General features: G+C 53.7%; 23 protein-coding genes, 1 tRNA gene and 1 riboswitch. Of the genes, 11 read left to right on the top strand and 13 right to left on the bottom strand.

Annotated features, from left to right (window positions below; all coding sequences use genetic code 11):
* Nucleotides 1-84 precede the first annotated feature (84 nt).
* Nucleotides 85-154 (bottom strand) — tRNA-Arg (locus ACLTX1_RS02955).
* Nucleotides 155-526: 372 nt separating this feature from the next.
* Between ACLTX1_RS02955 and ACLTX1_RS02950 the strand changes: the two genes are divergently transcribed.
* Genes ACLTX1_RS02950 through ACLTX1_RS02935 form a run of 4 tightly spaced genes read left to right on the top strand, consistent with a single transcriptional unit; the run spans nt 527 to nt 5,762 of the window.
* Nucleotides 527-1,948 (top strand): MBOAT family O-acyltransferase, encoded by a 1,422-nt coding sequence (locus ACLTX1_RS02950; protein WP_412264952.1) that lies wholly within the window; start codon nt 527-529, stop codon nt 1,946-1,948.
* A gap of 18 nt (nt 1,949-1,966) precedes the next feature.
* Nucleotides 1,967-3,658, top strand: coding sequence for a DHHW family protein (locus ACLTX1_RS02945; RefSeq protein ID WP_412330440.1), 1,692 nt, complete (start codon nt 1,967-1,969; stop codon nt 3,656-3,658).
* A gap of 13 nt (nt 3,659-3,671) precedes the next feature.
* Complete coding sequence (locus tag ACLTX1_RS02940) at nt 3,672-5,468, top strand: HAD-IIIC family phosphatase (RefSeq protein ID WP_412330439.1); 1,797 nt, start codon at nt 3,672-3,674, stop codon at nt 5,466-5,468.
* A gap of 48 nt (nt 5,469-5,516) precedes the next feature.
* A complete protein-coding gene (locus ACLTX1_RS02935) occupies nt 5,517-5,762 on the top strand; it encodes an acyl carrier protein (protein WP_176819776.1) in 246 nt (81 codons plus the stop codon).
* A gap of 69 nt (nt 5,763-5,831) precedes the next feature.
* Here ACLTX1_RS02935 and ACLTX1_RS02930 read toward each other — a convergent pair whose 3' ends face one another.
* The 9 genes from ACLTX1_RS02930 to ACLTX1_RS02890 all read right to left on the bottom strand — a co-directional run bounded on the left by ACLTX1_RS02930 (nt 5,832) and on the right by ACLTX1_RS02890 (nt 14,977).
* The gene (locus ACLTX1_RS02930; protein WP_412330438.1) at nt 5,832-6,824 is read right to left on the bottom strand and encodes a TPM domain-containing protein; all 993 of its coding nucleotides are present in this window, start codon (nt 6,822-6,824) and stop codon (nt 5,832-5,834) included.
* A gap of 169 nt (nt 6,825-6,993) precedes the next feature.
* On the bottom strand, nt 6,994-9,363 hold the full coding sequence (locus ACLTX1_RS02925) for an endonuclease MutS2 (protein ID WP_412330437.1): 2,370 nt from the start codon (nt 9,361-9,363) through the stop codon (nt 6,994-6,996).
* A gap of 51 nt (nt 9,364-9,414) precedes the next feature.
* Nucleotides 9,415-10,161 carry a DNA repair protein RecO gene (gene recO, locus ACLTX1_RS02920; protein ID WP_308449844.1) on the bottom strand — a complete coding sequence of 249 codons (747 nt, stop codon included), beginning with the start codon at nt 10,159-10,161 and terminating at the stop codon, nt 9,415-9,417.
* Nucleotides 10,162-10,418: 257 nt separating this feature from the next.
* Nucleotides 10,419-11,327: a GTPase Era gene (gene era / locus ACLTX1_RS02915; RefSeq protein WP_412330436.1), complete on the bottom strand. Its 909-nt coding sequence runs from the start codon at nt 11,325-11,327 to the stop codon at nt 10,419-10,421.
* A gap of 65 nt (nt 11,328-11,392) precedes the next feature.
* Nucleotides 11,393-11,899, bottom strand: coding sequence for a diacylglycerol kinase family protein (locus ACLTX1_RS02910; RefSeq protein WP_316686728.1), 507 nt, complete (start codon nt 11,897-11,899; stop codon nt 11,393-11,395).
* Between the two features lies 1 nt (nt 11,900).
* On the bottom strand, nt 11,901-12,395 hold the full coding sequence (gene ybeY, locus ACLTX1_RS02905) for an rRNA maturation RNase YbeY (RefSeq protein WP_176819770.1): 495 nt from the start codon (nt 12,393-12,395) through the stop codon (nt 11,901-11,903).
* Between the two features lie 24 nt (nt 12,396-12,419).
* On the bottom strand, nt 12,420-13,373 hold the full coding sequence (locus tag ACLTX1_RS02900; protein ID WP_176819769.1) for a PhoH family protein: 954 nt from the start codon (nt 13,371-13,373) through the stop codon (nt 12,420-12,422).
* A 114-nt stretch (nt 13,374-13,487) separates the two neighbouring features.
* Nucleotides 13,488-14,735 (bottom strand): sporulation protein YqfD, encoded by a 1,248-nt coding sequence (locus ACLTX1_RS02895; protein WP_412330435.1) that lies wholly within the window; start codon nt 14,733-14,735, stop codon nt 13,488-13,490.
* Complete coding sequence (locus ACLTX1_RS02890) at nt 14,732-14,977, bottom strand: YabP/YqfC family sporulation protein (RefSeq protein ID WP_176819767.1); 246 nt, start codon at nt 14,975-14,977, stop codon at nt 14,732-14,734. The genes ACLTX1_RS02895 and ACLTX1_RS02890 overlap by 4 nt, the downstream gene beginning before the upstream one ends.
* Nucleotides 14,978-15,058: 81 nt before the next feature.
* Between ACLTX1_RS02890 and ACLTX1_RS02885 the strand changes: the two genes are divergently transcribed.
* Genes ACLTX1_RS02885 through ACLTX1_RS02870 form a run of 4 tightly spaced genes read left to right on the top strand, consistent with a single transcriptional unit; the run spans nt 15,059 to nt 18,024 of the window.
* Nucleotides 15,059-16,237: a hypothetical protein gene (locus ACLTX1_RS02885; protein WP_308449847.1), complete on the top strand. Its 1,179-nt coding sequence runs from the start codon at nt 15,059-15,061 to the stop codon at nt 16,235-16,237.
* A gap of 41 nt (nt 16,238-16,278) precedes the next feature.
* Nucleotides 16,279-16,503, top strand: a complete 225-nt coding sequence (locus ACLTX1_RS02880; RefSeq protein ID WP_176819765.1) for a hypothetical protein — start codon at nt 16,279-16,281, stop codon at nt 16,501-16,503.
* Nucleotides 16,500-17,603 (top strand): DUF3810 domain-containing protein, encoded by a 1,104-nt coding sequence (locus tag ACLTX1_RS02875; protein WP_412330434.1) that lies wholly within the window; start codon nt 16,500-16,502, stop codon nt 17,601-17,603. The genes ACLTX1_RS02880 and ACLTX1_RS02875 overlap by 4 nt, the downstream gene beginning before the upstream one ends.
* A 25-nt stretch (nt 17,604-17,628) precedes the next feature.
* The gene (locus ACLTX1_RS02870; RefSeq protein WP_412330433.1) at nt 17,629-18,024 is read left to right on the top strand and encodes a DUF3795 domain-containing protein; all 396 of its coding nucleotides are present in this window, start codon (nt 17,629-17,631) and stop codon (nt 18,022-18,024) included.
* Nucleotides 18,025-18,083: 59 nt separating this feature from the next.
* Here ACLTX1_RS02870 and ACLTX1_RS02865 read toward each other — a convergent pair whose 3' ends face one another.
* From ACLTX1_RS02865 to ACLTX1_RS02855, 3 genes are all read right to left on the bottom strand, one after another.
* Nucleotides 18,084-18,890 (bottom strand): hypothetical protein, encoded by an 807-nt coding sequence (locus ACLTX1_RS02865; RefSeq protein ID WP_412330432.1) that lies wholly within the window; start codon nt 18,888-18,890, stop codon nt 18,084-18,086.
* Between the two features lie 168 nt (nt 18,891-19,058).
* Nucleotides 19,059-20,456, bottom strand: coding sequence for a glycine--tRNA ligase (locus ACLTX1_RS02860; protein WP_176819761.1), 1,398 nt, complete (start codon nt 20,454-20,456; stop codon nt 19,059-19,061).
* A 176-nt stretch (nt 20,457-20,632) separates the two neighbouring features.
* Nucleotides 20,633-21,226 carry an energy-coupled thiamine transporter ThiT gene (locus tag ACLTX1_RS02855; RefSeq protein WP_308449851.1) on the bottom strand — a complete coding sequence of 198 codons (594 nt, stop codon included), beginning with the start codon at nt 21,224-21,226 and terminating at the stop codon, nt 20,633-20,635.
* 91 nt (nt 21,227-21,317) lie between these two features.
* Nucleotides 21,318-21,427: riboswitch (TPP riboswitch) on the bottom strand.
* Nucleotides 21,428-21,781: 354 nt separating this feature from the next.
* On the opposite strand from ACLTX1_RS02855, the gene rlmD reads away from it, so the two are divergent.
* The 3 genes from rlmD (at nt 21,782) to ACLTX1_RS02840 (ending at nt 24,495) form a co-directional block, all read left to right on the top strand.
* A complete protein-coding gene (gene rlmD / locus ACLTX1_RS02850) occupies nt 21,782-22,942 on the top strand; it encodes a 23S rRNA (uracil(1939)-C(5))-methyltransferase RlmD (RefSeq protein ID WP_308449852.1) in 1,161 nt (386 codons plus the stop codon).
* A gap of 109 nt (nt 22,943-23,051) precedes the next feature.
* Complete coding sequence (locus tag ACLTX1_RS02845) at nt 23,052-23,705, top strand: hypothetical protein (protein WP_395506904.1); 654 nt, start codon at nt 23,052-23,054, stop codon at nt 23,703-23,705.
* 205 nt (nt 23,706-23,910) lie between these two features.
* Nucleotides 23,911-24,495, top strand: coding sequence for a xanthine phosphoribosyltransferase (locus ACLTX1_RS02840; protein ID WP_395506905.1), 585 nt, complete (start codon nt 23,911-23,913; stop codon nt 24,493-24,495).
* Nucleotides 24,496-24,505 lie beyond the last annotated feature (10 nt).

The raw sequence follows: 24,505 nt of genomic DNA, 5'->3' as shown, positions 1-24,505 counted from the left end.
AAGGAATCGAACCATCTGCCGCTTAGGAGGCGTGTGCTCTATCCAGCTGAGCTACTGAGACATTTTTAAGATTTATGCAATTTTTACTGCTCGAAGGAATCGAACCATCTGCCGCTTAGGAGGCGGACCCTCTATCCTGCTGAGGTACAAGCGCATATTTAATTTATGAGGCAATTACCCATCTATTGGGGAACACTTTTAGGTTCTCTTAGGAGCGTGACCTCTATCCAACTGAGTTGCTGAGACGTGTTAAATTGGGGTCATAAAGTGTACTGTGTTATTGTACCGCACGGCGGCGCATTTGTCAATCATATTGGATTTTCGCGCACTGAAATATACACAGAAAAAGCTTTGAAACCCCATGCAAATTTTCCGCAAAAGGTAAGGCTCTGGGTGGCTTTTGCCTTGACGCTTTTCGCTTTTTCGTCTATACTGATATATGTATGAAAACTTATGGAAACCAAACACCGCGGGCATCGGGAAATGTGCCTGCACGGAAAAAACAAAGGATTAAGGAGCCCGATACATGGTTTTTGCCGATTTGTTCTTTATCTATGTCTTTTTGCCACTGTGCCTCATCTGTTACGGCCTCGCCAAAAAGCTCAGCACCAAAAACATCGTGCTGATTGTCTTTTCACTCATCTTTTACGCTTGGGGCGAGCCGCTTTGGATTTTGCTTTTGCTGTTCAGTTCATTCTTTAACTGGTTCATCGGCATATTGATCGGCAAATTTCGGGATACCCCGCGCGCAAAGTTAGCCGTTGGCGGCGGTATTTTGGTAGATATTCTGCTTTTGCTCATCTTTAAGTACAGCGCGTTCATTGTAGAAAACCTGAACGCTGTTTCGGGCGCGGCCATTCCCGTGCCGCAGATCACGCTGCCCATCGGTATCAGCTTCTACACGTTTCAGGCTATCTCCTACATTTTGGACTGCTACTGGGAAACGGTAGACGTGCAGCCGAAATACCACAAATTTCTTTTGTACCTGTCCCTCTTCCCGCAGCTCATCGCCGGCCCGATCGTGCGGTACAGCGTTGTGGAGCAGGAGATCGACAACCGCTCCGTCAACGCGACCGACCTATGCGAAGGTGCGCTGCGCGTGATTCTCGGCCTTGCGAAAAAGGTCATCATCGCGAACAATTTGTGGTCCATCGTCAACACGTTCTTTGGCAAGGACATCACGGGACTTTCCGTGCTCGGCACATGGTACACCATCATCGTGTATTCGCTGTATGTTTACTTTGACTTCAGCGGTTATTCCGATATTGCCATCGGCCTCGGCCGCATGTTTGGCTTCCGCTTTGACGAAAACTTCCGCCATCCGTTCGCCTGCACCACCATTGCGGAGTTCTGGCAGCGCTGGCACATCTCCCTCGGCTCCTTCTTCCGCGACTACCTTTTGTACGTGCCGTTTTTCGGCAAGCCGCGCAAGTATTTCGGCCTGTTCCTTGTTTGGTTCTGCACCGGTCTTTGGCACGGTGCCGCATGGAACTTCATTTTATGGGGCCTTTACTACGGCTGCTTCATGCTGTTCGAGCAGAAAATGGGCAAAAAGCGCATGAAAAAATGGCCGATCGTGTGGAAGCATGTGTATACGAAGCTTGTCATCATCCTCGGCTTCGGCATCTTCTATTTTGAAGATCTCGGCCAGCTTAGTCAGTTTTTCCTCAATATCACGGGCATCAGCATGATTGCGAACAGCGCGCCGTTTACGGACCCCATGACGTTCTCCTCCCTGCGCAACAATATCTTTCTCATTTTGTTCGCGATTCTCGTCAGCCTGCCGGTATTGCCGAAGATCAAGAGTTATTTTCTCGAGAGCAAAAACGATACCGTTTATACCATCGGCCGCGTCGGCTCCGTTGCGGTCTGTATGGTGTTGCTCGCCGTCGTGAGTGTTCTGCTCGTTGATACCACGAACAACGTGTTCCTGTATTTCAGATTCTAAGGGGAGGTGCTCATTGACATGAACGATTTTAAAGACCTTGACCTTGATTATTTTGCTCCCCGCAAGCCCGCCGAACCGGAAGCGAAGCCGGAGAAAACCGAAGTCGGAGATGCGCCGACTGCGGATGAAAGCGCCGAACCCGCAGAGCGCCGCCGCAAGCCGAAACCGAGCCGCCGCGAGCTTTTGAACATGCGGCTTTCCGTTTTATCCGTCGGCGTTATGGTCATTCTTTTCGCCCTGATGACGCTGTATCTGCTCCTTTTCCCGCGCTCCACCGTCTCACAGATTGAAAACCGAAACCTTGCGGAATTCCCGAAATTCTCTTTTGCATCGTATTTTTCCGGCTCGTTTACGGCGGACGTCGCCACATGGTTTGACGATACCGTGCCGAACCACGACGGCTTTAAGAATATGAGCAACTCCATTAAGAACCTGTTTGGTATGAAGATGTTCGCTTCAACGGTCAGCACCGCAAAGCCCGAGACGGACAGCACAGATAACACCGATACTTCTGCCGCAAACGGTGACACCCAGACGACCACACCCGCAAACGGCACCGTGCCAAACAATACGAATCTGCTGCAATACGCCGCAGGGCGTGTGTTCCCGGCCGTGAGCGCTGCGGATGAAAAAATGGGCCGCGATTTCAGCACCGAGGATAACAGCACACTGGAATGGGTGAACAACCTGCTTGTTGTAAACTGGGATAATCACTGGCGCTGCATGGAGGCCTTCGGCGGCGGTGGCGGCACCGCTTACGCCGATGCACTCAACGACCTGCAAAGCAAGGTCGGCAGCGGTGTGACCATTTGGTCTATGCCCGCACCCACCGCTTCCGCCATCTACACCCCGAAAAACGGCATTGATTATGTTGGCGACCAGAAAGAATGCTTTGACGGCGTTGCCGAAAAGCTGAATGCCGGCATTCAGTCCGTAAACGTTGTGGACGTAATGAAAAAGCATGCGGAAGAAGATATTTACCTGCGCACCGACCACCACTGGCAGGCACGCGGCGCTTACTATGCCGCCCGCACGTTTGCCGAGGCCGCAGGCGTGCCGTTCGCAGACCTTTCCACCTACACGGAGGAATCCATTCCGGGCTATGTGGGCACCATGTACGGCTTCTCGCAGGATACGCGTATTTTAAACGACCCGGACGACTTCCACTACTTCGTGCCGGCCTCAAACTACGTGGCTTCCTACTACGATACTTCTTTTAACTACCAGTACGAAGACGACCTCTTTGCCGATGTGGACACCGCAAACGCGTACCTGAAGTTCCTCGGCGGCGACTCCTGCATCGTAAAAGTCGATACGCAGATGAAGAACGGCCGCAAGCTGCTCGTCATTAAGGACAGCTTCGGTAACGCGGAGATTCCGTTCTACACGAATTCCTTTGAGCAGATCTACGTTGCCGACATGCGCTATTTGGAGTGCAACCTCGTCAGCTTCATCAAAGATATGGGCATCACGGACGTGCTCTTTACGATGTCCGCATACTCCGTTGTGGGCGATAACGCCGACAACATTCAGAACCTCATCGCGCAGAACGCCGGTGAGACCATCACCGATTCGCACATTGTCCCGTCTGTTACGCCGAAAACGGTCATGCCGACCGCGACAAGTGCACCAACGACGACTTCCGGCACGGATATGGCCGCTAACACCACCTCGACCGGTACAGATGATACCTCTTCCGCAAAAGAATGACAAAGGAGCGCCTATGAAAGAACTGGAATATCCCTTTGACGCCGCTTACATCATCAAAAAGCGCAAATCTTTAAAGAAAGCACTGCTCGCAGACGGCACCTCGCGCATCAGAAAGAAGATTGCCGTGTTCGGCGGCTCCACCACAAGCGACATTGTAAAAACGCTGGAGCTTTTCCTCTTAGACGCCGGTATTGAGCCGGAATTTTACGAATCCGAATACGCGCAGTATTTTCAGGATGCCATGTTCCCGGATGAAACGCTTTTAAGCTTCAAGCCGGACATTGTGTTCATCCACACCACGAATCGCAACGTGACGGACTGGCCCGAGATGACCGACACCACGGAGCAAATAGACGAAAAGCTGCACACGGAAATAAACCGTTTCACGGCGATGTGGAAAAGCATTGCGGAAAAGTTTCACTGCCCCATCATTCAAAATAACTTTGAAATGCCGCTTTACCGCCTGCTCGGTAGCCGCGACGCGTGGGACATCCACGGCCGCACGAATTTCCTCACGCGCTTAAACGAAGCTTTTTACGCCTACGCACGCGAAAATGAGAGCTTTTATATTCACGACCTCAATTTTGTTTCTGCCGATTACGGCCTGAAAGAATGGTCGAACCCGCTGTTCTGGAACATGTACAAATACGCCATGTGCTTTGAGGCGATCCCGTCCTTTGCGTTCAGTGTTTCGCACATTATCAAGTCGATTTTCGGCAAGAATAAAAAGGCGCTTGCCCTTGATCTCGATAACACCCTGTGGGGCGGCGTTGTGGGCGACGACGGCGTAGACGGCATCGAGATCGGCCAGGAGACCGGCGTTTCGCAATCCTACTACGAGTTTCAGACCTACGTAAAGCAGCTTAAAAGTCTCGGCATCGTGTTGACAGTCTGCTCTAAAAATGACCATGAAAACGCCATTGCGGGGTTAAACCACCCCGAAGGTGCACTGCGCCCGGACGATTTCGTCATCATTAAGGCAAACTGGGAAAACAAAGACCGCAACATTGCCGAGACCGCCGCAGAACTGAACATTCTGCCGGATTCCATCGTTTTTGCGGACGATAACCCCGCCGAGCGCGAGATCGTGCGCACGCAGATCAAGGGCGCGGCCGTGCCGGACATGGACGGCGTGGAAAACTACATCACGACGATTGACCGCAGCGGCTTCTTTGAAGTGACAACCTTCAGCGAAGATGACTTGAAGCGCAACGAAATGTACAAGAAAAACGCCCTGCGCGCCGCGGAAATGGCGTCGTTCGGCGATTATAACGACTATTTAAAGAGCCTGGAGATGCACGCCGTCATCGATGATTTCATCCCGGTGTACCTTGCGCGCATCACACAGCTCACGAACAAGAGCAACCAGTTCAACGTGACCACCCGCCGCTATACGCCCGCCGAAATGGAAAGCGTATTTGAGGACGACAGCTATATCCGTCTGTACGGTAAGCTCATCGATAAATTCGGCGACAACGGCGTCGTTTCCGTCGTCATCGGCAGAAAAAACGGCACGGCACTCGACATTGACCTATGGCTGATGAGCTGCCGCGTGTTAAAGCGCGATATGGAATTTGCCATGTTGGACCGTCTTGTGGAGCGCTGCCGCGAAGTGGGCGTAGAGACGATTAACGGCTACTACTACCCCACCGCAAAAAACAAGATGGTCAGCGACCTTTTCGGTCGCTTCGGCTTCACGAAGACGGAGGAGCACGAGGGCGGCAGCACCGTGTGGCAGTTGCGCGTCGCGGACTACAAGCCGCAGAACCACGTAATCGAAGTGTTCGGCAACGACCACGCAGAAGCGTGATCCTCGCTAAATTAAGTATTAAATCAAATCACAGAAAGGAATTTTACCATGGACACAAGAGAAATTTTTGAAAGACTGGACCGCGTATTTCAGGATGTTTTTGACGATGACACCATTCACGTCACGCCGAAAACGACCGCAGACGACATTGAGGATTGGGACAGTCTGGAGCACATCACGCTGATCTCCGCTGTAGAGCGCGAGTTCCGCATGAAGTTCAAGATGGGCGAAATCTCCTCCATGAAGAACGTCGGCGAAATGGCTTCCATCATCGCAGCACGCGCAAAGGGCTGATCATACCGCAAAAGAAAATGCCGCAGACAACCGGGTTTTCCCGTGCCTGCGGCATTTTTATATTTACGGTTATTTATAACGGTTCATAAAGTCGAGGTAATCGTCCTCCAGCGTGCGCTTCGGTTCTTCCTTACGCGGAGCGGTGTACGGGTCAGCCGTTTCCTGCTCGGCGGCACGGCGGCGCTGTTCCGCACGTCTGCGGCGCGCTTCGCGGCGCTTTTTGCGCACGCGCTGCCCGTGGATGTACACGATAAGCAGCAACACCACAAAGACAATGACAAGCACCAAAACAAATTTCAAAATGCCGAAAATCACCGAGCCACCCTTAGGGCCGCTCGCTTCGGAGGATGCACTGCTTTCGGCCGCAGAAGATTCCGTACCGCCGGCGGTGGACTCTGCGTTGCTTGCAGTGCCCACAGTCGCCGAGTCTGTGGGGTTGCCGGATTTATACGTTTCCGCTGCCGCTGCCACGGCGTTAAAGAGCTTTAAAACACCGGCATCATATGCGCCGGTCTGAAAATCCGCTTCCAGATTATCGTGCAGCAAAGCGCTCAGCTCCGTGCCGGAGAACGCGCCGTGCAGGCCGTCACCGGCCACCGCCATATAGTCGCCGTCCGAAACGGAAAGACCTATGATAAGCCCGTTTTTGCTGTCGCCGCCAAGCTTCCACGTGTCCATGACCTTTTTAAGGTAGGCCACGCGGCCATCATAATCGGATTTTTCGCCGGGCAAAGTGTTCATGGTGAACACCGCAATCTGCACACCATACGTCGCATTGAGGTCAGCGTTTTTATCGTTGATTACCGTTTTCGTACTGGCGGAAATCACACTCGCTTCGTCATAGACATAAAGATCCGCGGGCTGCTCCGGCACTTCGGCGTCCGCTGCCGTCGCGCTTACGGTGCTGCCCGTGTCGTCTCCGTCTTCGGAAGACGAGGTGCTCGTGTCGCCGTTTCCGACTTCATCCGCAAACGCATACAGGTTGCCGGTGGAAAACACCATCAAAACCACAAGGCATATCGCCGCAAAGCGTCCCATACCCGCTTTATATAGATTTTTCATCCAATCCCTGCCTTTCGGCAGCCCGGCTGTGCCCGGCCGCGTAAAATAATACCGCACAAAACCTGTTTCGTAGTTTTATGCGGTATCGGTTCTGTTGTACCTATTTTAAGAGAATTTTTCGCTGCTGTCAAGTAAAGCCGAGACTTTGCATCTTACGATCCTCTTAAGGCTATTTCAGCTCTACAATCGTCACGCCGCTTTCGCCCTCACCATATACGCCGAGGCGAAAGGATTTCACGGCCTTGTGGCGGCGCAAATGCTGCTGAATGCCGTTTCTCAGTATACCTGTACCTTTGCCGTGGATAATCGTCAGCATGTTGAGATTGTGCATCAAAGCGTGATCGATAAACGCATCCACTTCCATGAGCGCTTCTTCCAAATTCATGCCGCGCACATCCACTTCATTGCGCGCCGGAGCGGAATCCATCTTCTTCGTCACGGTGCGGTGACCGCCTGCGGCTTTCTTCTTTTCCTTCGGCTTCTGGTCGGTCAGGCGCAGGTTTTTCAGCGGCACGCGCGTTTTGATGATGCCTGCCTGTACCAAAATCTGGTCGCCGTTTTTCGGCACATCCAAAACGGTCGCAATCTTATCGATGTCGTAAATCAGTACCGTATCGCCGACCTGTAAGGGGCGCGGCAACACATAATCTTCGTCTATACGGCGCTCGTGCACCGGGTCACTGGCCTTTTCCATATCGCGGATGCCTGCCTTCAGGCGCGCTTTCTGTTCTGCGGTCAATAATTTCTGCTTATTGCGGCGCAGGTCTTCGAGCTCGTCTAACAGGCTCTGGGCTTCGCGGCGCGTTTTCTGCACAAGCTCCGCCGCTTCCATTCTGGCGCGCTCAATTTCGTGCTTCGCGTCCTTTTCGGCGCGGTCGCGCAGCGCTTCAGCCTCTTTTTCCATGTTCTGCGCTTTCAAACGCAGCTGCTCGGCACTTTCACGCTCATCTTCCATTTTGCGGCGGCTCTCCTCCAAGCGGGAGACGACTTCCTCAAACATAGTGCTTTCATCGGAAACGAGTTCCTTTGCGTGCTCTACGATGTTCGCCGGCATACCGAGACGTGCGGAAATGGCAAATGCGTTGGAATGACCCGGTACGCCGATGAGCAGGCGATACGTCGGGCGCAGCGTCGCCACGTCAAATTCGCAGCAGGCGTTTTCAACGCCAACGGTTTGAATGGCATATGCCTTCAGCTCTGCGTAATGCGTTGTCGCCATCACGCGCGTGCCTTTGGTGCGCATGGCTTCGATGATGGAAATAGCAAGCGCGGCACCCTCGACCGGGTCGGTGCCCGCACCGAGCTCATCGATAAGGATGAGACTCTTGTCGTCCGCAATGTTGAGAATGCGGATGATATTCGTCATGTGCGCCGAGAACGTGGAGAGAGACTGCTCAATGCTCTGCTCATCGCCGATGTCCGCCAAAACGTGGTCAAAAATCGAAACTTCGCTGCCGTCCGCCGCGGGGATCATCAGGCCGCACATGGTCATCAGCGTCAAAAGGCCCGCCGTTTTCAGCGAGACGGTCTTGCCGCCGGTGTTCGGGCCGGTGACGATGAGGGCATCAAAATCACTGCCGAGGTACAGATCGGTCGGCACGACTTTATTTTTATCGATGAGCGGGTGGCGCGCCGATTTGATGGCGATGCGCCCCTCCTGATTGAGCTTCGGCACGGTCGCCTTCATTTTGTAGGCGAGCTGCCCTTTTGCGAAAATGAGATTCAGCTCCACCGCCGCGCGGTAGCTCTGGATGATGCCGTCCGCAAACTCGCCGATCTCACGGGAAAGCTCCGTCAAGATGCGGTCGATCTCGTCCTTTTCGTCCGAGCGCAACACGCGGATTTCGTTGTTCGCCTCCACAACGCCGATCGGCTCAATAAACACGGTGGCACCGCTGCCGGAGGAATCGTGAATGAGGCCCTTGACTTCATTGCGGAACTCCGCCTTAACCGGCACAACGTAGCGGCCGCCGCGTTGGGTGACAATGGCCTCCTGCAAATACTTTTGGTAGGTCTGCGAGCGGATCATTTTATCAAGCTGCTCGCGCACGCGCAGCGATGCCGCGCGGATCTTGCGACGGATAGCCGCCAAGGCGACGCTTGCGGTATCGGCAACTTCTTCCTCGCTGACGACGGTCATCGAGATGCGATCTTCGATAAACTTGTTCGGCTGCAAGGTCTCGAAGCGGTAATCGAGCGCCGTTTTGACGCTTTCGCTTTTTTTACGCCAATCCGAAACACTGCGGATGGCACGCAATGTCGCGGCAACAGACAATAATTCCGCCAGATTCAGCACGCCGCCCGCTTCTGCGCGACGCAGCGCATTCGTGACATTCGTCATGCCGTAAAACGACGGTGCGCCGTACTTTGCCATTAAAACAAACGCGTCGTCCGTTTCCTGCAAAAGGCGCTCCACGTGGCGGATGTCGGTATCCGGCTCAATTTTCTGCGCCAGCTCCGCCGCATCCGGACAAGTGGTTTCATTTGCAAGCTGAAGCAGAATTTTATCCAGCTCCAGCGCTTTATGATCTTTCAGCATTTTGTTCCTGCTTTCTTTTCGTACCCGGTTTTGCCGGGTCAATCTCCTCTGTTAATCCAAAAACGTTTTATAAAACTCCAAGGTCTTCGGTACGGTATGTAATGTATGGACAACGTAGCTTTCCGTTGCGGCGTTCAGAATTTTCAGCGCATCCTCCGGCAGCGAGAAGTTATAGAGCTTTTCAAAATCCACATACGCAATGTGTCGCATGGCGGTCAGCACGCCCGGCGGCAGCGCAACATACGGTTCATTCGCGCCGTGAAAGCACTTGTCGCACAGAATAATGCCCCTTTGCGGCAGAAAGAACATCGTTTCCGCCTCATACGCGGCGCAGTTTTCGCACGCAACTAAATTTGGCATATAGCCAGCCGACGAGAGCATACGCAGCTCTGTCACGGACTGCAACAGCCGTATCGGCCGCGTGCCCTTTGATAAAAAATGCAGGGAATTTAAGATGAGCCGCAGGTATTCCTCGGAATCCGTATCCTCCGGCACCATTAAGTACGCCAGCTCACAGAAATACTGCGCCAGCGAAAGCGCGGCGATGTCCCGCCGAATCCCGAAAAAGACCTCGATCGGCTCGGCATCGTCAATCATGTATTTTTCCCGCCCCTTAAAAATAGAAAGGCGGGAATAGCACAAAAGCTGCGTTGCGGCGCTTTTGCTGTCCTTTAAGTTTTTGGCGCGGCGGGCAAACGCACGCACCACGCCCGCGTCACGCGTCAGCACCGTGACAAGGCGGTCGCTCTCGCCCACCGTCTGCTCCCGAATGATGAGTCCCTGGGTCTTTACCTGCATCAAAGTCTCCTGCCGTAAAATCCACGTCGGCAAGCTCCCGGCGTGTAAGCTGCACGTAGCGGATGTAATCCTCCGCCTTGCCGCTTTTATAAAAGCTGTTCCACGCGGCATACGCCGCATTCTGTATCGGGGAATTTCGCATACAAACGCCTCCTAAACCGTATGGCTGTTTTTAGCTTCTGCGGTTTTTGCGGGTTTTATCCGTGGAAACGTCTGTCAATTTCTCAAAATGTGACCGTTTTCCCGAAAATCACGGTTTATTGGTACTGGTCAAAATCGTGCTCGTTAAAGCCGAGCTTTGTGAGGATCTGCGGGCGCTGGCGCCAGTCCTCCTTCACCTTTACCCAAAGGCGCAGGTTGATCTTGCAGCCGAAAAAGCGCTCCATGTCTTCTCTTGCCTTCGAGCCGATTTTTTTCAGCATTGCGCCGCCCTTGCCGATGATGATGCCCTTGTGCGTGGCGCGTTCGCAATAGATTGTCGCATCGATCTCCGTCAGGTTGCCGAGGTCGCGCATGCTTTCCGTCACGACTGCAACGCCGTGCGGAATCTCTTTATCCGTAAAGCGCAGAATTTTCTCGCGCACGATTTCGGACGCAATGACGCGCTCCGGCTGGTCTGTGAGCGTATCTTCCGAGAAGAAGTGTCCGCCCGGCTCCGCCAGTGCGATGAGCTCCTCACGCAGCGCGTCCATGCCGTTGCCGTCCTGCGCGGAGACCGGCACCACAGCTTCAAAGTCGTAGAGCGCGGAGAGCTTCGCAATCTGCTCCATCAAAACGCTTTTGTCCTGCAAAAGGTCGATTTTATTGATGGCGAGCAGCGCCGGCACACCTAAATCTTTAAAGCGGTGCACAAGCTCTTCATCTGCTTTGGAGATTTTCGTATTTGCCTCCACAACAAGCAGGCAGGCGTCCACATCTGCGACGGACGAGGTAACGCTTTTCACCATGTAATCGCCGAGGGAGTTCTTCGGCTTGATGAGGCCCGGCGTATCGATGAACACCAGCTGCGTTTCGCCTTCTGTCCACACGCCCATAATGCGCGTGCGGGTGGTCTGCGGCTTATTGGAAACGATGGCAAGCTTCGTACCGAGCAGGCGGTTCAAAATGGAGGATTTGCCCACATTCGGTCTGCCCACAATGGCGATAAACGCCGATTTTTCGTTCATGTAGTTTTCTGTATCCATAGTTTTCCCGGGGCACGCAGCCGCGGTTTCCTTTCTGATAATTTATATCACTTTTTATGAAGCTTTTCCCGCACACCGCATGGCACTTTGAAAATGAAGAAAAAGGCCAAAATGAGCGACAGAATGAAAAGCACAAGGTAAAGCGGATTTGTGACGATTGTTATCAAAAGCGCTAAGATCGCTTCTGGACGCCACAAAACGGCTATACCGACAAAAGCGGCAAAAACGGCGCACACAAGCACCGCTCCCGCCGCGATATCTTTTGTTTTGCCGATGAGCGGATTATAGCTTTTCTGCGCGTAATCACACAGCATCTCAATGGCGGTGTTGAACGCTTCCGCCGCGATAACCATTGCGATGGTCAAAAGCAGAACGCCGTATTCGCTACGCGTTACGCCCAGAAAGGGCGAAAAAAACAAAACGTATACCGCCGCTGTAAGGTGTATACGCATGTTTCGCTCCGTTTTCACGGTATGGAAAAATCCGCGCGCGGCATCGCGAAAGCTGTCCGCCTGCGTGCGGGTCTTACCGTTTGTTTTCCAATCCGGCACCATGTTAAACGGTGTAGCTGGAAGTGCCCGGCAGGCCGAGCTGCGACATAACGTACTCTTCTTTTTCACGCATGCGCACACGCTCCATGCCGCCGTTTTCGTGGTCATAGCCGAGCAGGTGCAACATAGAATGCGCCGTCAGGTAGCCGATCTCGCGCTCTAAGCTGTGGCCGTAGCGCTTTGCCTGTGCCATTGCCATTTCCACAGAGAGCACAATATCGCCGAGAATCTTCGCGCCGGTATCGTGGTTGATGTCATACACGCCGTTCTCACCCATGGGGAAAGAGAGCACGTCTGTTGCGGCATCTTTGTTGCGGTACTGCGCGTTTAGCTCGCGGATCTGCTCGTTGTCCACGAATGTCACGCTGATTTCAGCGGAATCCTCAAACTTCTCCATCCGCAGAACCGCGTGGCAACAGCGACGGATGAGCATGCGCACGCCGGTCGGCACTTTGACCGCTTTCTGGTTGTTTGTGATGATGACTCTGATTTTTTCCATATGCTAAAATCCTTTCGATAGGGGTTATTTTGCGGCGGACGCTTTTTCATACGCCCGAATGATATCCTGCACCAAGCGATGGCGCACAACGTCTTTTTCGGTAAAACGGAAAACGGAAATGTCATCCACATTGCGCAGCACACGCATCGCGTCCTTCAGGCCCGAGCGTCTGCCGTCCGGCAGATCAATCTGCGTGATGTCGCCTGTGATGACCATTTTGGAGTTGAAGCCGAGACGCGTCAGGAACATTTTCATCTGCTCGCAGGTGGTGTTCTGCGCCTCATCCAGAATGATAAAGCTGTCGTCGAGCGTTCTGCCGCGCATGTACGCAAGCGGCGCCACCTCAATGCTGCCGCGCTCCACAAGGCGGGCGTACGATTCCGCGCCGAGCATGTCGAACAGCGCATCGTAAAGCGGGCGCAGGTAGGGGTCTACCTTCTGTTGCAAATCACCGGGCAGAAAACCCAGCTTCTCGCCGGCTTCCACGGCGGGGCGCGTCAAGATGATGCGGTTCACCTGCTGCGCACGGAACGCCGTCACAGCCATGGCGACCGCAAGGTACGTTTTACCGGTGCCCGCAGGGCCGACGCCGATGGTGATGGTGTTATTGCGAATATTGTCGCAATAATTCTTCTGTCCCACCGTTTTGGGCTTTACGGGCTTGCCTTTCGCCGTGATGCAGATGCAGCCGTCCGTAAGCGGCGCCATCTGTGCTTCGCTGTCCTCCATAACCATGTCGATGCAGTAGCCGACGTTCTGGTCGTTTAGGACTTCGCCTTTTTCGACGAGCCGCAAAAGGCTTTCTGCCGCACGCACCGCACGCGAAACACCGGGTTCTTCGCCGATGACGTGGATCTGCGAATCGCGGCAGGAAAACGTTACACCGAATGCCTTTTCCAGTCGCTTTGCGTTCACGTCAAAGCTGCCGAAAAGCTCTGCCGCGTATTCTGCTTTGTCTACATGAATGCTTCTTTCCAAATCGTTCTCCTTTTGCCGCACGGCTTTAAAAAACCGTGCAGTCTAAAAAACCGAATTTCCTGTTTTATTATAGCATAAGTGTTCCCAATGTGGTTATGAAATTTTCAACGAAATTTAGCCGTTTCCCTGTACATTTCCGACAAATACCCCTATAATCTCCGAATTTTCAGGCTCTTCAGGCAGGGTGAGCGGCGCCTCCTGCGCAATGTTTTCGAGACATACGCACCGGGACGTGACGTAAACCGCGCCGTTTTTTGTCTGATATGTGATGTTTTCCGTAAGCACACGCCCGTCTTCTCCAAGCGCAAGCTTTTGCAGCTGATGCAGATTTTCAAGCGCGCGGCGCTGCGCTTCTTCCTCCGTGAACGTAACGGGCACGGTTTCCTCCTCATATACGCGCACCGTTTCCACCCACAGCGGCAACGTGTGCCCCTGCAAAACGAACGGCGTGCGGGTGTATGCCGTCTGGCCTTTCGGCGCGCCGGAAAGCGAGAGCGGCACGCGCACGCCCAAAATATACAGCGCGCGCTGTGTACCGAGGTCCGTTTCACGCACCGTTCCGGTACTAAGCGGACAGGATGCCGTGAATGTGCGCTGTGTCTCCGCCAGAATTTCCGCACGGGCGCGGGTGTAAAAACAGCGCACGGGGTTGTATTCCGGGTCATACGGGTCGCCCACCTGTGTGATGCCGGAAACAAGCACCTGCCCCGCGGCGCAGGCAGAACCGACTTTCACGAGCACCGTGCCGTTTTGCGCCGTGATTGAATGGATGAGCCCCGCGCGTGACGCGACGATGTCCCCCGTGCCGTCGTGCTCCGCGCCCTCCGCCTTTGTGACGGACGTGCGCAGCTCAAGCTGTACGGTGCACCCCTCCGTGTTGAACGATGCCCACGAAAGCTCCGGCAGCTCCTCCAAAAGCGCGACAGAGGCCAAAGCGGTATCGGTGCTTCGCGGCGCGCCGATATACACGCCAACGCGCTTTGCTGCCGCTAAAATTTCGCTTTCGGCATACGGAATATCTTCACCGGAGATCGTCATCTCCCAGTAAAAGCCGGAAAGGAACAGCATCAGCGCCACGCCGAGCGCCGTGCCAAGCAAAAGTCCCGGTCGGCGCAGCATGCGGCGGAACCGAAACGGGAAGCCGCTTTTCTCCGCAAGCTTCACCCGCGCGTGCGTGCGTTGTTTGATCTTATGCAGCTTTTTGTAGTCCTTCGCATACAAGGTGAAAAGCACGTCTTTCCCATCCTTTTGAAGTCGAATGGGGCGCAGACCCGTTTTCACCGCAATGTTTATAAACCGTGCCGTATCGCCCGAAACACGCGCCGTTGCCGTGCCGAGCACCCAATGCGTGATTTTCTTCATGCGAACCTCACCGCCTCAATATGTCCCGTGATCACCGCGCCGTCCTCTTCAAGACACAAAAGCCGTAAGCTTTTCCCCTCAACCCACACGGCGCGCCGCCCGCAGCGCAGGCCGATCTTTTCCGTTTCGTATTCGATTACGCCGTCACAACCCTCTAAAATAAGCTTCGCCGTGCCGAGAATCTCCGTGCGGATCGTGCCGTCCTGCATGGCATAGCGCAGCTTATCTGCAAGCTCACCCATGCACCCACCCTCTTTCTTTTTACTCCTCTATACGTATGTGCGGAAAAACACGCATATACTTTTTCAAAAGGAGGGTTCGCCGTGTCGAAGCATACAGAATTTATCGCTTTTTTCATTCGCCAAAAATTGCAGCTTCCGGCGCTTTATATCCGCACCGCCGCGCTTTTACTGCTCGCCTTGCTCCTGCTCAGGCACCGCACCGCTGCCGCCGCAGGCGTTGTCAGCGGCATCCACACATGCCTCGGCACGCTGATTCCCTCGCTGTTCCCGTTTATTTTACTCGCGTGCCTATGCACGAACAGCCGCGCGGCGCAGGTGCTGTTTCGCCCGCTTTCCCCCGTAATGCGTCATGTGTTCCGCCTACCCGCCTGCGCCGCTCCCGCCGTTTTGTTGGGGCTCACCGCAGGCTACCCTACCGGCGCGAAGATCACCGCAAATTTATACGCGACCGGAAAGCTCACAAGGGAACAGGCGGCGCGGCTGTTATGCTTCTGTACCGCGCCGGGCTATGCGTTTGCGGCAGCCTATACGGGCAGTTTATTATTAAGAAGCGAGCGCATCGGGCTGAATTTATTTTTTGCCTGCGCACTTGCGCCGTTACTTCTGGGACTCACCCTGTCGCGCTTTGCCGAAAAACCCGAAAAAAGCCTAAAATCGCCAGAATCTGCTCCCGGCGGCATCGTCTCCGCTGTGCAGGACGGCATTAAGGCCACCGTTTCCCTTTGCGGGTTCGTCATTGTGTTTTCCATGCTTTTGGCCGTTTTGCACGATGCCGGCATTTTTCAGTATTTATGCGGTTTTCTCTCCCGCTTTGGGCTCACCGTGCCGCTTTCCGGCGCATTGCTGACGATGGGTCTGGAGATCACCGCCGGAGTCACACAGTGCATATATTGGCACCTGCCGGTTTATTTTTTAGCGTTCGGGCTCGGCTTTTCCGGCGTTTGCATCCACTTGCAGATCTTCTCCTTTTTCCACAAAGCGGGGCTGCCGCTGTCGAAAACGAGATATGTTCTCGCACGCTTTTTAAACGGTCTGCTTTCCGCTGCATTTTATTTGCTGCTTTCCTATTTTCTCCCGGCAAGCACCTCGGTTGCCGTGGAAACCTCGCCCCTCAACACCGCGCCCATGGCGGGCAGCGCGGCATCATCCTTGGCGCTCATCGCGCTGTCTATGTTCTTTCTTCTCACGTGTATTCTCCGCAGCGGAAAAACACCGTCGAAAATTTGTGGTGGAAATTCCACCGGGAAAATGCTACAATGAGAACAACTCTAAGAGCAACCTGAAAATCGGAGGCGACGAAAGTGTTCGGACGCAAAAAGAAAAAACAAACACCCGCTCTGTTTGGCAGCCGCATTGAGCCGGACTGCGCTTACTGCGCGTTTCATGCGGACGGCGTACAGAAAAAATGTCTTGCGGGGCAGCTCGGCGGAGAGCACTGCGCAAAATTTCAATATGACCCACTGCGCCGCGAGCCGAAAAGCGAACAAAAGCTCGGGCAGTACAGCGCCGAGGAATTCAAACTATGAAAACTTATCTTAAAGCGTTTCGTTTAAAGCGCTTTTGGCTGCTGCTTTTGCTGCCTGCGGCGTTCCTTTTGGACTTCGCCGCACGGCAGAGCGCAGATTTTGCCGAGTGGTATGCCGTGACGATCTACCCCGTGTACGCGCAGTTCTTTTCCGCCATTACGGGAGTCTTCCCGTTTTCTGTCGGCGAATTTTGTCTGATCGCGCTTGTCCTTTTCATTTTAGCGTATCTCATTCACGGCGTTTATAAACTCATTCGTCATAAAGAGGGCCGTTTTGCGTACTTTGTGCGGTTTTTGTCGGTTCCTGTTCTCATCGCCACGTGCATCGCGTTTTTGTGCGTAACGAACTACGGCACGAACCACCGCCGGTACAGCTTTGCCGCCGTCAGCGGACTTACCGTGCGGGAGTCCTCCGCCGAGGAGCTTTACGATGTGTGCGCGTATTTAATCAACGAAGCGAACACATTGCGCGAAAACCTGCCCGAAGATGAAAACGGCGTATTTCAGCTTTCAAACGATGTTTTTCTCGATGCAGACGAAGCAAAATCCTCATTCAACAGCCTTCATGATACGTATTCCACGCTCTACACAAACGGCAAACCGAAGCCCGTGCTGTTCTCGGAAGTGATGTCGTACCTTGACATCAGCGGCATTTACTGTCCGTTCACGTTTGAAGCGAACGTCAACGTCCACATGAACGACGTATTGATCCCCGTGACGATGTGCCACGAGCTTTCACACCTTTCCGGCTACATGCGCGAGGACGAAGCGAATTTCATCGCATTTTTGGCATGCCTGCAAAGTGACGACCCGGAATTCCGTTACAGCGGTGTGTATTTGGCGTCCGTCCACGCGATGAATGCTTTGCTCACTGTGGACAGCGACCTGTGGAACCAGGCGGACGCTTTAAAAAGCGACGCACTGCGCCGCGACATTCGGTCAAATAATGCGTACTGGAAGCAGTACGAAACGCCCGTTTCCGAGGTCTCCGACCGCGTGAACGACGCGTATTTAAAAGCCAACGGGCAGGAAAACGGTCTGCGCTCCTACGGCAGAATGGTCGATCTGCTTCTCGCCTACTACCGCGACAAGCTGCAATAGACATAGTTTTTTTGGGGAGTTCTCTATGTGTGAAAAAATCATTGCGGCGTGTGGAAACGACTGCGCGGTATGTCCGCGCTACAACGTGCCGCCGTACAGCAAAACCGCAGAAGAACTGCACCACACCGCCGAGCTGTGGTATAAAATCGGCTACCGCGACCACGTAGTGACAAACGAGGAGATTGCCTGTACCGGCTGCAAGGAAGAAAACTGGTGCCGCTATCGCCTTGTAAAGTGCGTGAACGAAAAGCACATCGCGCATTGCGGCCAGTGTGAAAACTACCCGTGCGACGTCATGAAAGCGTGCTTCACGGTGACAGGCTCGTTCATTTCCACCTGTAAAAAAGTCTGCACACCCGAGGATTTCGAGACATTGCGCAAAGCATTTTTCGAGAAAGAAAAGAACCTGACGCAAAATTAATACGACAAAAGGCCTTTGCACCGTCCAAAACGGAGATGCAAAGGCCTTTTTATGTACGATTATTTATTCGCGTTCATCTCGCGGACTTCTCTTAAAATGTCCTCAAGGTCATATTTTTCGGGCGCTTTCGGCGCGGCAGGCTTTGCCTGTACTGTCTGTGCAGCCGGCTTCGAGGGATTTGCCGGGCGCTGCTGCACGGGCTTCGGCGCAGGTGCGGCGGGCTTTGCAGCTCTCGGTGCGGCGCTTTGCCGTGGCGCGCGATTCACTGAGGTCTGCACCGCAGCGCGGCGCACGTTCTGTGGCTGCATGGAGACCGGCGTTTCCGGCATGATGGGGCGTTCTGCGGTGTACTCCGCCGCTACCGGCATCACCGGCAGCTCGCCGGTATCTCTATCCGGGTCAAAGGACGTGGGCACGCGGGGCTCTACCTCACGGCGCGCCTGCATCTGCTCGCGGCGCATGCGCTCTTCTTCGCGTCTTCTGCGGTTGCGTCGTTCCTCCTGCTCAATCTCATCCAGCACCTCGGCGCGGTCCGCTTCGCCGCTGTCGCGGTTACGGCTTGCACGCTGCCACAAAATGATGCTGACAATTCCGCCGACACCGAGCACGATGCACACCGCACCCGCAATGAACAGCGTGCGGCCGACGCCGTTATCGGCCTTCAGCTCATTAAAGAACGATTCCGCTCCGCTGCTGTCTTCGCCTGCGGTGTCGGTCGTGCCTTCCGTGGTGTCCACCGTTTCGGTGCTGTCTGTGGTATCAGCCGTATCGGCTTCATCCGCAAAGGTAAGCGGCGCACACAGCGCAGCGCCGAGCAAAACCGCCGCTAAAACAGCAAATATACGTTTAGAAAAAGTATTTCTCATAATCCATTTCCTCTTTCGTGATAACTTTTATGTGTCACGATTTCGAATTCATTTTTATTTAGTTTAGCATATTTTGCATGGTGTTTCAACGGCAAAATAAACAAACCCGCCGCTTCTCTGCACGGTTCATGCAGTCGAAACGGCGGTGCTGTGTCTATTTATATTTCTTTAGAAATCGATCTTCTCTGCAATGTACGCTTCAAGCTCGTCGATCTTCACACGCTCCTGCTCCATGCTGTCACGGTCGCGAACGGTAACGCAGCCGTCATTTTCACTGTCAAAGTCATACGTGATGCAGAACGGCGTGCCGATCTCATCCTGGCGGCGATAGCGCTTGCCGATGGAACCCGTATCGTCAAAGTCAACGGAAAACTTCTTTGCGAGCGCATCGTAAACCTCGCCGGCCTTTTCGCTCAGCTTCTTGGAGAGCGGCAAAATCGCTGCCTTAAACGGTGCCAGTGCCGGGTGCAGACGCAGTACAACGCGCACGTCCGGCTTTTCTTCGGTGCCGAGGTTTTCTTCGTCGTAAGCGTCGCACAGGAACGCCAGCGCTACGCGGTCCGCGCCGAGAGACGGCTCGACGACATACGGCACATAGCGGGTGTTCGTCTCCGGGTCGAAATAGGAGAGGTCCTTGCCGGAATGCTCCTGATGGCGGGTGAGGTCATAGTCCGTGCGGTCTGCAATGCCCCAAAGCTCGCCCCAGCCGAACGGGAACAGATACTCAATATCCGTCGTCGCCTTGGAGTAGAAGGAGAGCTCCTTCTGGCTGTGGTCGCGCAGGCGGATGTTCGCTTCGTCCAGACCGAGGTTCAAAAGCCAGTTTTTGCAGAAATCCTTCCAGTAGTAGAACCAGTCGAGGTCCGTGCCCGGCTTGCAGAAGAATTCGCACTCCATCTGCTCAAACTCGCGAATGCGGAAAATGAAGTTGCCCGGGGTAATCTCATTTCTGAAACTCTTGCCCACCTGACAAACGCCGAACGGCACCTTCTTGCGCGTGGTGCGCTGAATGCTCGGGAAGTTGACAAAAATGCCCTGTGCAGTCTCCGGGCGGAGGTACAGCTGGCTCTTTGCGTCTTCCGTAACACCCTGGAAAGTCTTGAACATCAGGTTGAACTGGCGGATATCCGTAAAGTTGTGGCCGCCGCACTCCGGGCAGGCAATGTTGTTGTCGGCGATGAACTGCTGCATCTGCTCGTTCGTCCAGCCGTCTGCGGATTCGCCGGTGAAGTCTTCAATGAGCTTATCGGCACGGTGACGGGTCTTGCAGTCCTTGCAGTCCATCAGCGGGTCGGAGAAGCCGCCCACGTGGCCGGTTGCCACCCAGACTTCCGGGTTCATGAGGATTGCGGAATCCAGCGCCACGTTGTAGCGGCTCTCCTGCACGAACTTGCGTTTCCACGCGTTTTTTACGTTGTCCTTGAAAAGGCAGCCCAGCGGGCCGTAGTCCCAAGAGTTGGACAGGCCGCCGTAAATTTCGGAGCCGGGGTATACGTAGCCTCTGTTTTTGCAGAGCGCCACGATTTTTTCCATGGTCTTTTCTTCGGGCTTCAGAACTTTCTTCATTTGTTAAACTCCTTTCGCGCCGCTGGCTGCTGCACGGCTTCGTGCAGCTGGATGCTGCGCTTGTGATTTATCAATCATACCACGTTTTTCAAAGATACACAACTACCGCGGCGGGATTTTATGCGAAAAAAGCGGCACTCCGCAGAGCACCGCCCGAAATTTCCGCTTGCTTAGATTTATTCGCCCTCGTCCGCGATGAGCTTTTTCATCTGCGGCAGACGGAACAGAATAACCGCCGCGATAACTGTGAAGATGAGCTCCGGCAGCATGTAAGTGCCGTTGTAGCAGAAGGAGTAAAGCCACGGGTGGCCCACCCAGGAAGCGCCGAACGCCACAAACTCATCAAAGTTTGCAAAGATAATGGCGCCGGAAATGAAGTGGCACACAAAGCGCAGCGCAACAGCCAGCGCCGTGCCGCAGCAAATGCCTACATAACCCTTCTTGCGGAAAATGCCCGCAATGCCGATAACCGTGTATGCCACGATATAATCGAGCAAAATCGTGCCGATGAGAGCAGAAGGCGTCATGCCCCAGCCGAGGATGCCGTCCATCGTGATGCCGAACGCAAGCTGAACGACGGATTCCACAAAGGAAGCCGCAAAGCCCCACTTGAGGCCGTACATGATGGAAATCATGGCGCAGGGCAGCATGGAAAGCAGCGTGATGGAACCGCCAAACGGCATCTGAAGCACCTTGATCATGCTGAGCACAGCGCCCAGTGCAACCATAACCGCGCAGGCCGCAAGCTTTTTTGTATTGTTGTTCTTCATAGTTCATTCCTCCGGTTTTCTACCGAGATTTAGGGGATAAAGCGGAGAAAACAAAAACCGCGCACCCATTCGGCACGCGGCATAAAAAGCACTTAAAATAAGCGTATTTTCCTACGTCGGCATTATCCGAATCAGGTAACAGGTTTCGGCGTTCACGCCGCTCTCAGCCGACTTTATACGTCAGCACCCTTTTTTCACATTCAGTATAGCACGGAACTTTTCGCTTTTCAACTAAAATTTGTGTTTTCGGTCAGAAAACAAGGCTTTTCTTGATTTTGGAGAAACAAAATGATAGTATAAAAGAAACATAAGCCAACGGCAACGGTGGTTAAAAGTTTTGCTTAAGCTTTTTCAAGAAGCTTAAAGCGAACGTGTGCGTTCGCTTGGGTTCATTAGAGCAGCGCCCTGTGTCGTCGTCCGCAGACGACGAAACACCTTTTGCCTAACAAAAAGTAGGATGGGAACCACAATTAGGGGGTCTCCCCATGAATTTGCAAGGCAAATTCATAAAATAAAACGCTAAAACCGATTTAAACTACGGAAGGACATATAAAAATGGAAAGCACACAGAACAAAACGCGCTGTCCGCACAGCAAAAAATGCGGCGGCTGCCAACTGCAGAACCTCGATTATAAGGAACAGCTCGCGCACAAGGAGCGCACGTGCATCCGTCTGCTCGGCAAATTCTGCCGCGTAGAGCCCATCATCGGCATGGAGAACCCCTACCACTACCGCAATAAGGTACAGGCCGCATTCGGTACCACGCGTGCCGGACGCATCATCTCCGGCATTTACCAGAGCAGCACGCACAACATCGTCGCCGTGGACAGCTGCATGACGGAAGACGAAATTGCCGACCGCATCATCGTCGATATCCGCCGCCTGCTGCGCAATTTCAAAATGACAACGTATAACGAAGTCACCGGGCGCGGCTTTCTGCGCCATGTGCTCGTCAAGCGCGGCTTTCAGACCGGCGAAGTCATGGTTGTGCTCGTCACCGGTACGCCGATCTTCCCCGCGCGCAACAATTTCACCCGTGCGCTGTTAAAGCTTCACCCGGAGATTACCACGATCATTCAAAATGTCAACGACCGCTACACCTCCATGCTGCTCGGGCAGAACGAGAAAACACTCTACGGCCCCGGCTATATCACGGATATTCTCTGCGGGCTGCGCTTCCGCATTTCGGCAAAATCATTCTACCAGATCAACCCCGTGCAGACCGAGGTGCTGTACGGCAAAGCGATGGAATTTGCGGAGCTCACGGGCAAAGAAACCGTCATTGACGCGTACTGCGGCATCGGCACCATCGGCATGGTCGCCGCCAAAAAAGCCGGACAGGTCCTCGGCGTAGAAGTGAACCGCGACGCCGTGCGCGATGCCCGTGAAAACGCAAAATTAAACCGTGTGAAAAATATCCGCTTCGTCTGTGCCGATGCAGGCAACTTCATGGTAGATATGGCAAACGCCGGTGAACACTGCGACGTACTTTTCATGGATCCGCCGCGCACCGGCAGCGACACCGCGTTTCTCTCCTGCGCGCTCACACTTGCACCGAGACGCATCGTATACGTCTCTTGTAACCCTGAAACGCTCGCGCGCGACCTTAATTTTCTTACAAAGCGCGGCTATCGCGCCGAAAAAATTCAGCCCGTAGACATGTTCCCCCACACCGACCATGTAGAATGCGTCGTACGGTTGGATAAGATGAATTAAAACAAAAGAAGGCTTTCCCATGATTCGCCCCGTTACCGAAAAGGATATTCCCGCCTGCGGATATTTTCAAATGCCGCTCCCGAAAATTACGGAAGAAAGGTAAAAAAATATGGCTTCCAGTCTCATGCACTACGCAATCACGGATAAAATTTTGCAACTGTTTCCTATGCACGACGGTGCGCGGCTGCGCTTTGGCGCGGTACTGCCGGACGCTTCCGTAAACAAGCGGAAAACACATTTTCGCATTTACAATGAAAAGCTCGGCATTCGGCTTTATGATCTTGAATCGTACCGCGCGCAGTTCGGCGAGCGTATGCAAAAAGATGACCTTTATCTCGGCTACTATCTGCACCTTATCGAGGATGCTTTGTACCGCAAAACGCTGTACGATACCTTCGGCTGGAATCCCTACACGCCGGAAAGCACCGCGCGCATGCACCACGATTACACGCTTTTAAACCGTCATTTCATTCAAAAATATAATATTCGGGATGACCTTGCCGTCCCAGAAAATTTCACGCAGGAACCGATTTTCGCTTTTGAGCCGTTTGACGCCGAAGGTCTTCTGCGTTCGATTCATCAAAACTTTGTGCCCGCGCCGGCGGATGCCCCCTACTTTTTCACGGCTGCCATGGCGGACACGTACATTGAAGACGCCGTGCGGCTGTGCACCGCGGAGCTTGACCGCTTTCACTGCGGCAAAACGCTTCTTTCCGCCGAGGATTTCACCTGGACGCCGCCGGAAAACAATAAGAATTTCTGAATAAAAGCAAAAACACCCTCCCGAAGTGATGGATATGTACCCTATATAGGAAGCATATCCATGACCGACACGGGAGGGCTTCTTGATTTCTCTTTGGAAAGCAGCTTCGCGGGGCAGACGCGCTTTCCTATGCGCATTCGGAATTGACATTCCCTTTCCGCTTCGGTACAATAGAACCAACAAGAACCTCGGGGGACAAAACAGTATGAATTTTCTGGAAGAACGTATCGTAAAGGACGGCGTTGTAAAAGCCGGCAATATATTGAAAGTAGACAGCTTTTTAAACCACCAAATGGATGTACGCCTGTTTTGCCAAATGGGCGAAGAGTTCAAGCGACGTTTTGCAGATAAGTCCATCAACAAAATTCTGACGATTGAAGCCTCCGGCATCGGTATTTCATGTGTGGCGGCGGAATGCTTTGACGTGCCGGTCGTCTTCGCGAAAAAGAGCCAGAGTGTGAATATTGATGGCGACGTATACGTTTCCGAAGTGGAATCCTTCACGCATAAGCGTGTGAATCGCGTGATCGTTTCGAAAAAATTTCTCGGCCCCGAGGATCACATTCTTATCATCGATGATTTTCTTGCAAACGGCTGCGCGCTGCAGGGGCTCATCTCTATTGTAGATCAGGCGGGCGGCACGGTGGAAGGCATCGGTATCGCGATTGAAAAGGGGTTCCAGCCCGGCGGCGCGAAAATTCGTGAGATGGGCTACCCGCTCGAATCGCTCGCCATTGTGGAAAGCATGGACGACGCAACCGGTACGGTCGTTTTCCGTCCACAGCCATAAAAGGAGTTTT

The sequence above is a fragment of the Hominenteromicrobium sp. genome (assembly GCF_046974225.1).
GTDB classification, from domain to species: domain Bacteria; phylum Bacillota; class Clostridia; order Oscillospirales; family Acutalibacteraceae; genus Hominenteromicrobium; species Hominenteromicrobium mulieris.
This window is presented reverse-complemented; position numbering and strand designations above follow the sequence as displayed.

Bases quoted from the DNA above. Each gene is read 5' to 3' on its own strand.
- ACLTX1_RS02950 (WP_412264952.1), top strand. From the start codon at position 527: ATGGTTTTTGCCGATTTGTTCTTTATCTATGTCTTTTTGCCACTGTGC.
- ACLTX1_RS02925 (WP_412330437.1), bottom strand. From the start codon at position 9,363: ATGCTGAAAGATCATAAAGCGCTGGAGCTGGATAAAATTCTGCTTCAG.
- era (WP_412330436.1), bottom strand. From the start codon at position 11,327: ATGAACGAAAAATCGGCGTTTATCGCCATTGTGGGCAGACCGAATGTG.
- ACLTX1_RS02940 (WP_412330439.1), top strand. From the start codon at position 3,672: ATGAAAGAACTGGAATATCCCTTTGACGCCGCTTACATCATCAAAAAG.
- ACLTX1_RS02875 (WP_412330434.1), top strand. From the start codon at position 16,500: ATGAAAACTTATCTTAAAGCGTTTCGTTTAAAGCGCTTTTGGCTGCTG.
- ACLTX1_RS02870 (WP_412330433.1), top strand. From the start codon at position 17,629: ATGTGTGAAAAAATCATTGCGGCGTGTGGAAACGACTGCGCGGTATGT.
- ACLTX1_RS02865 (WP_412330432.1), bottom strand. From the start codon at position 18,890: ATGAGAAATACTTTTTCTAAACGTATATTTGCTGTTTTAGCGGCGGTT.
- ACLTX1_RS02935 (WP_176819776.1), top strand. From the start codon at position 5,517: ATGGACACAAGAGAAATTTTTGAAAGACTGGACCGCGTATTTCAGGAT.
- ybeY (WP_176819770.1), bottom strand. From the start codon at position 12,395: ATGGAAAAAATCAGAGTCATCATCACAAACAACCAGAAAGCGGTCAAA.
- ACLTX1_RS02860 (WP_176819761.1), bottom strand. From the start codon at position 20,456: ATGAAGAAAGTTCTGAAGCCCGAAGAAAAGACCATGGAAAAAATCGTG.
- ACLTX1_RS02855 (WP_308449851.1), bottom strand. From the start codon at position 21,226: ATGAAGAACAACAATACAAAAAAGCTTGCGGCCTGCGCGGTTATGGTT.
- ACLTX1_RS02945 (WP_412330440.1), top strand. From the start codon at position 1,967: ATGAACGATTTTAAAGACCTTGACCTTGATTATTTTGCTCCCCGCAAG.
- ACLTX1_RS02840 (WP_395506905.1), top strand. From the start codon at position 23,911: ATGAATTTTCTGGAAGAACGTATCGTAAAGGACGGCGTTGTAAAAGCC.
- ACLTX1_RS02910 (WP_316686728.1), bottom strand. From the start codon at position 11,899: ATGGTGCCGGATTGGAAAACAAACGGTAAGACCCGCACGCAGGCGGAC.
- ACLTX1_RS02930 (WP_412330438.1), bottom strand. From the start codon at position 6,824: ATGAAAAATCTATATAAAGCGGGTATGGGACGCTTTGCGGCGATATGC.
- rlmD (WP_308449852.1), top strand. From the start codon at position 21,782: ATGGAAAGCACACAGAACAAAACGCGCTGTCCGCACAGCAAAAAATGC.
- ACLTX1_RS02890 (WP_176819767.1), bottom strand. From the start codon at position 14,977: ATGGGTGAGCTTGCAGATAAGCTGCGCTATGCCATGCAGGACGGCACG.
- ACLTX1_RS02895 (WP_412330435.1), bottom strand. From the start codon at position 14,735: ATGAAGAAAATCACGCATTGGGTGCTCGGCACGGCAACGGCGCGTGTT.
- ACLTX1_RS02845 (WP_395506904.1), top strand. From the start codon at position 23,052: ATGGCTTCCAGTCTCATGCACTACGCAATCACGGATAAAATTTTGCAA.
- recO (WP_308449844.1), bottom strand. From the start codon at position 10,161: ATGCAGGTAAAGACCCAGGGACTCATCATTCGGGAGCAGACGGTGGGC.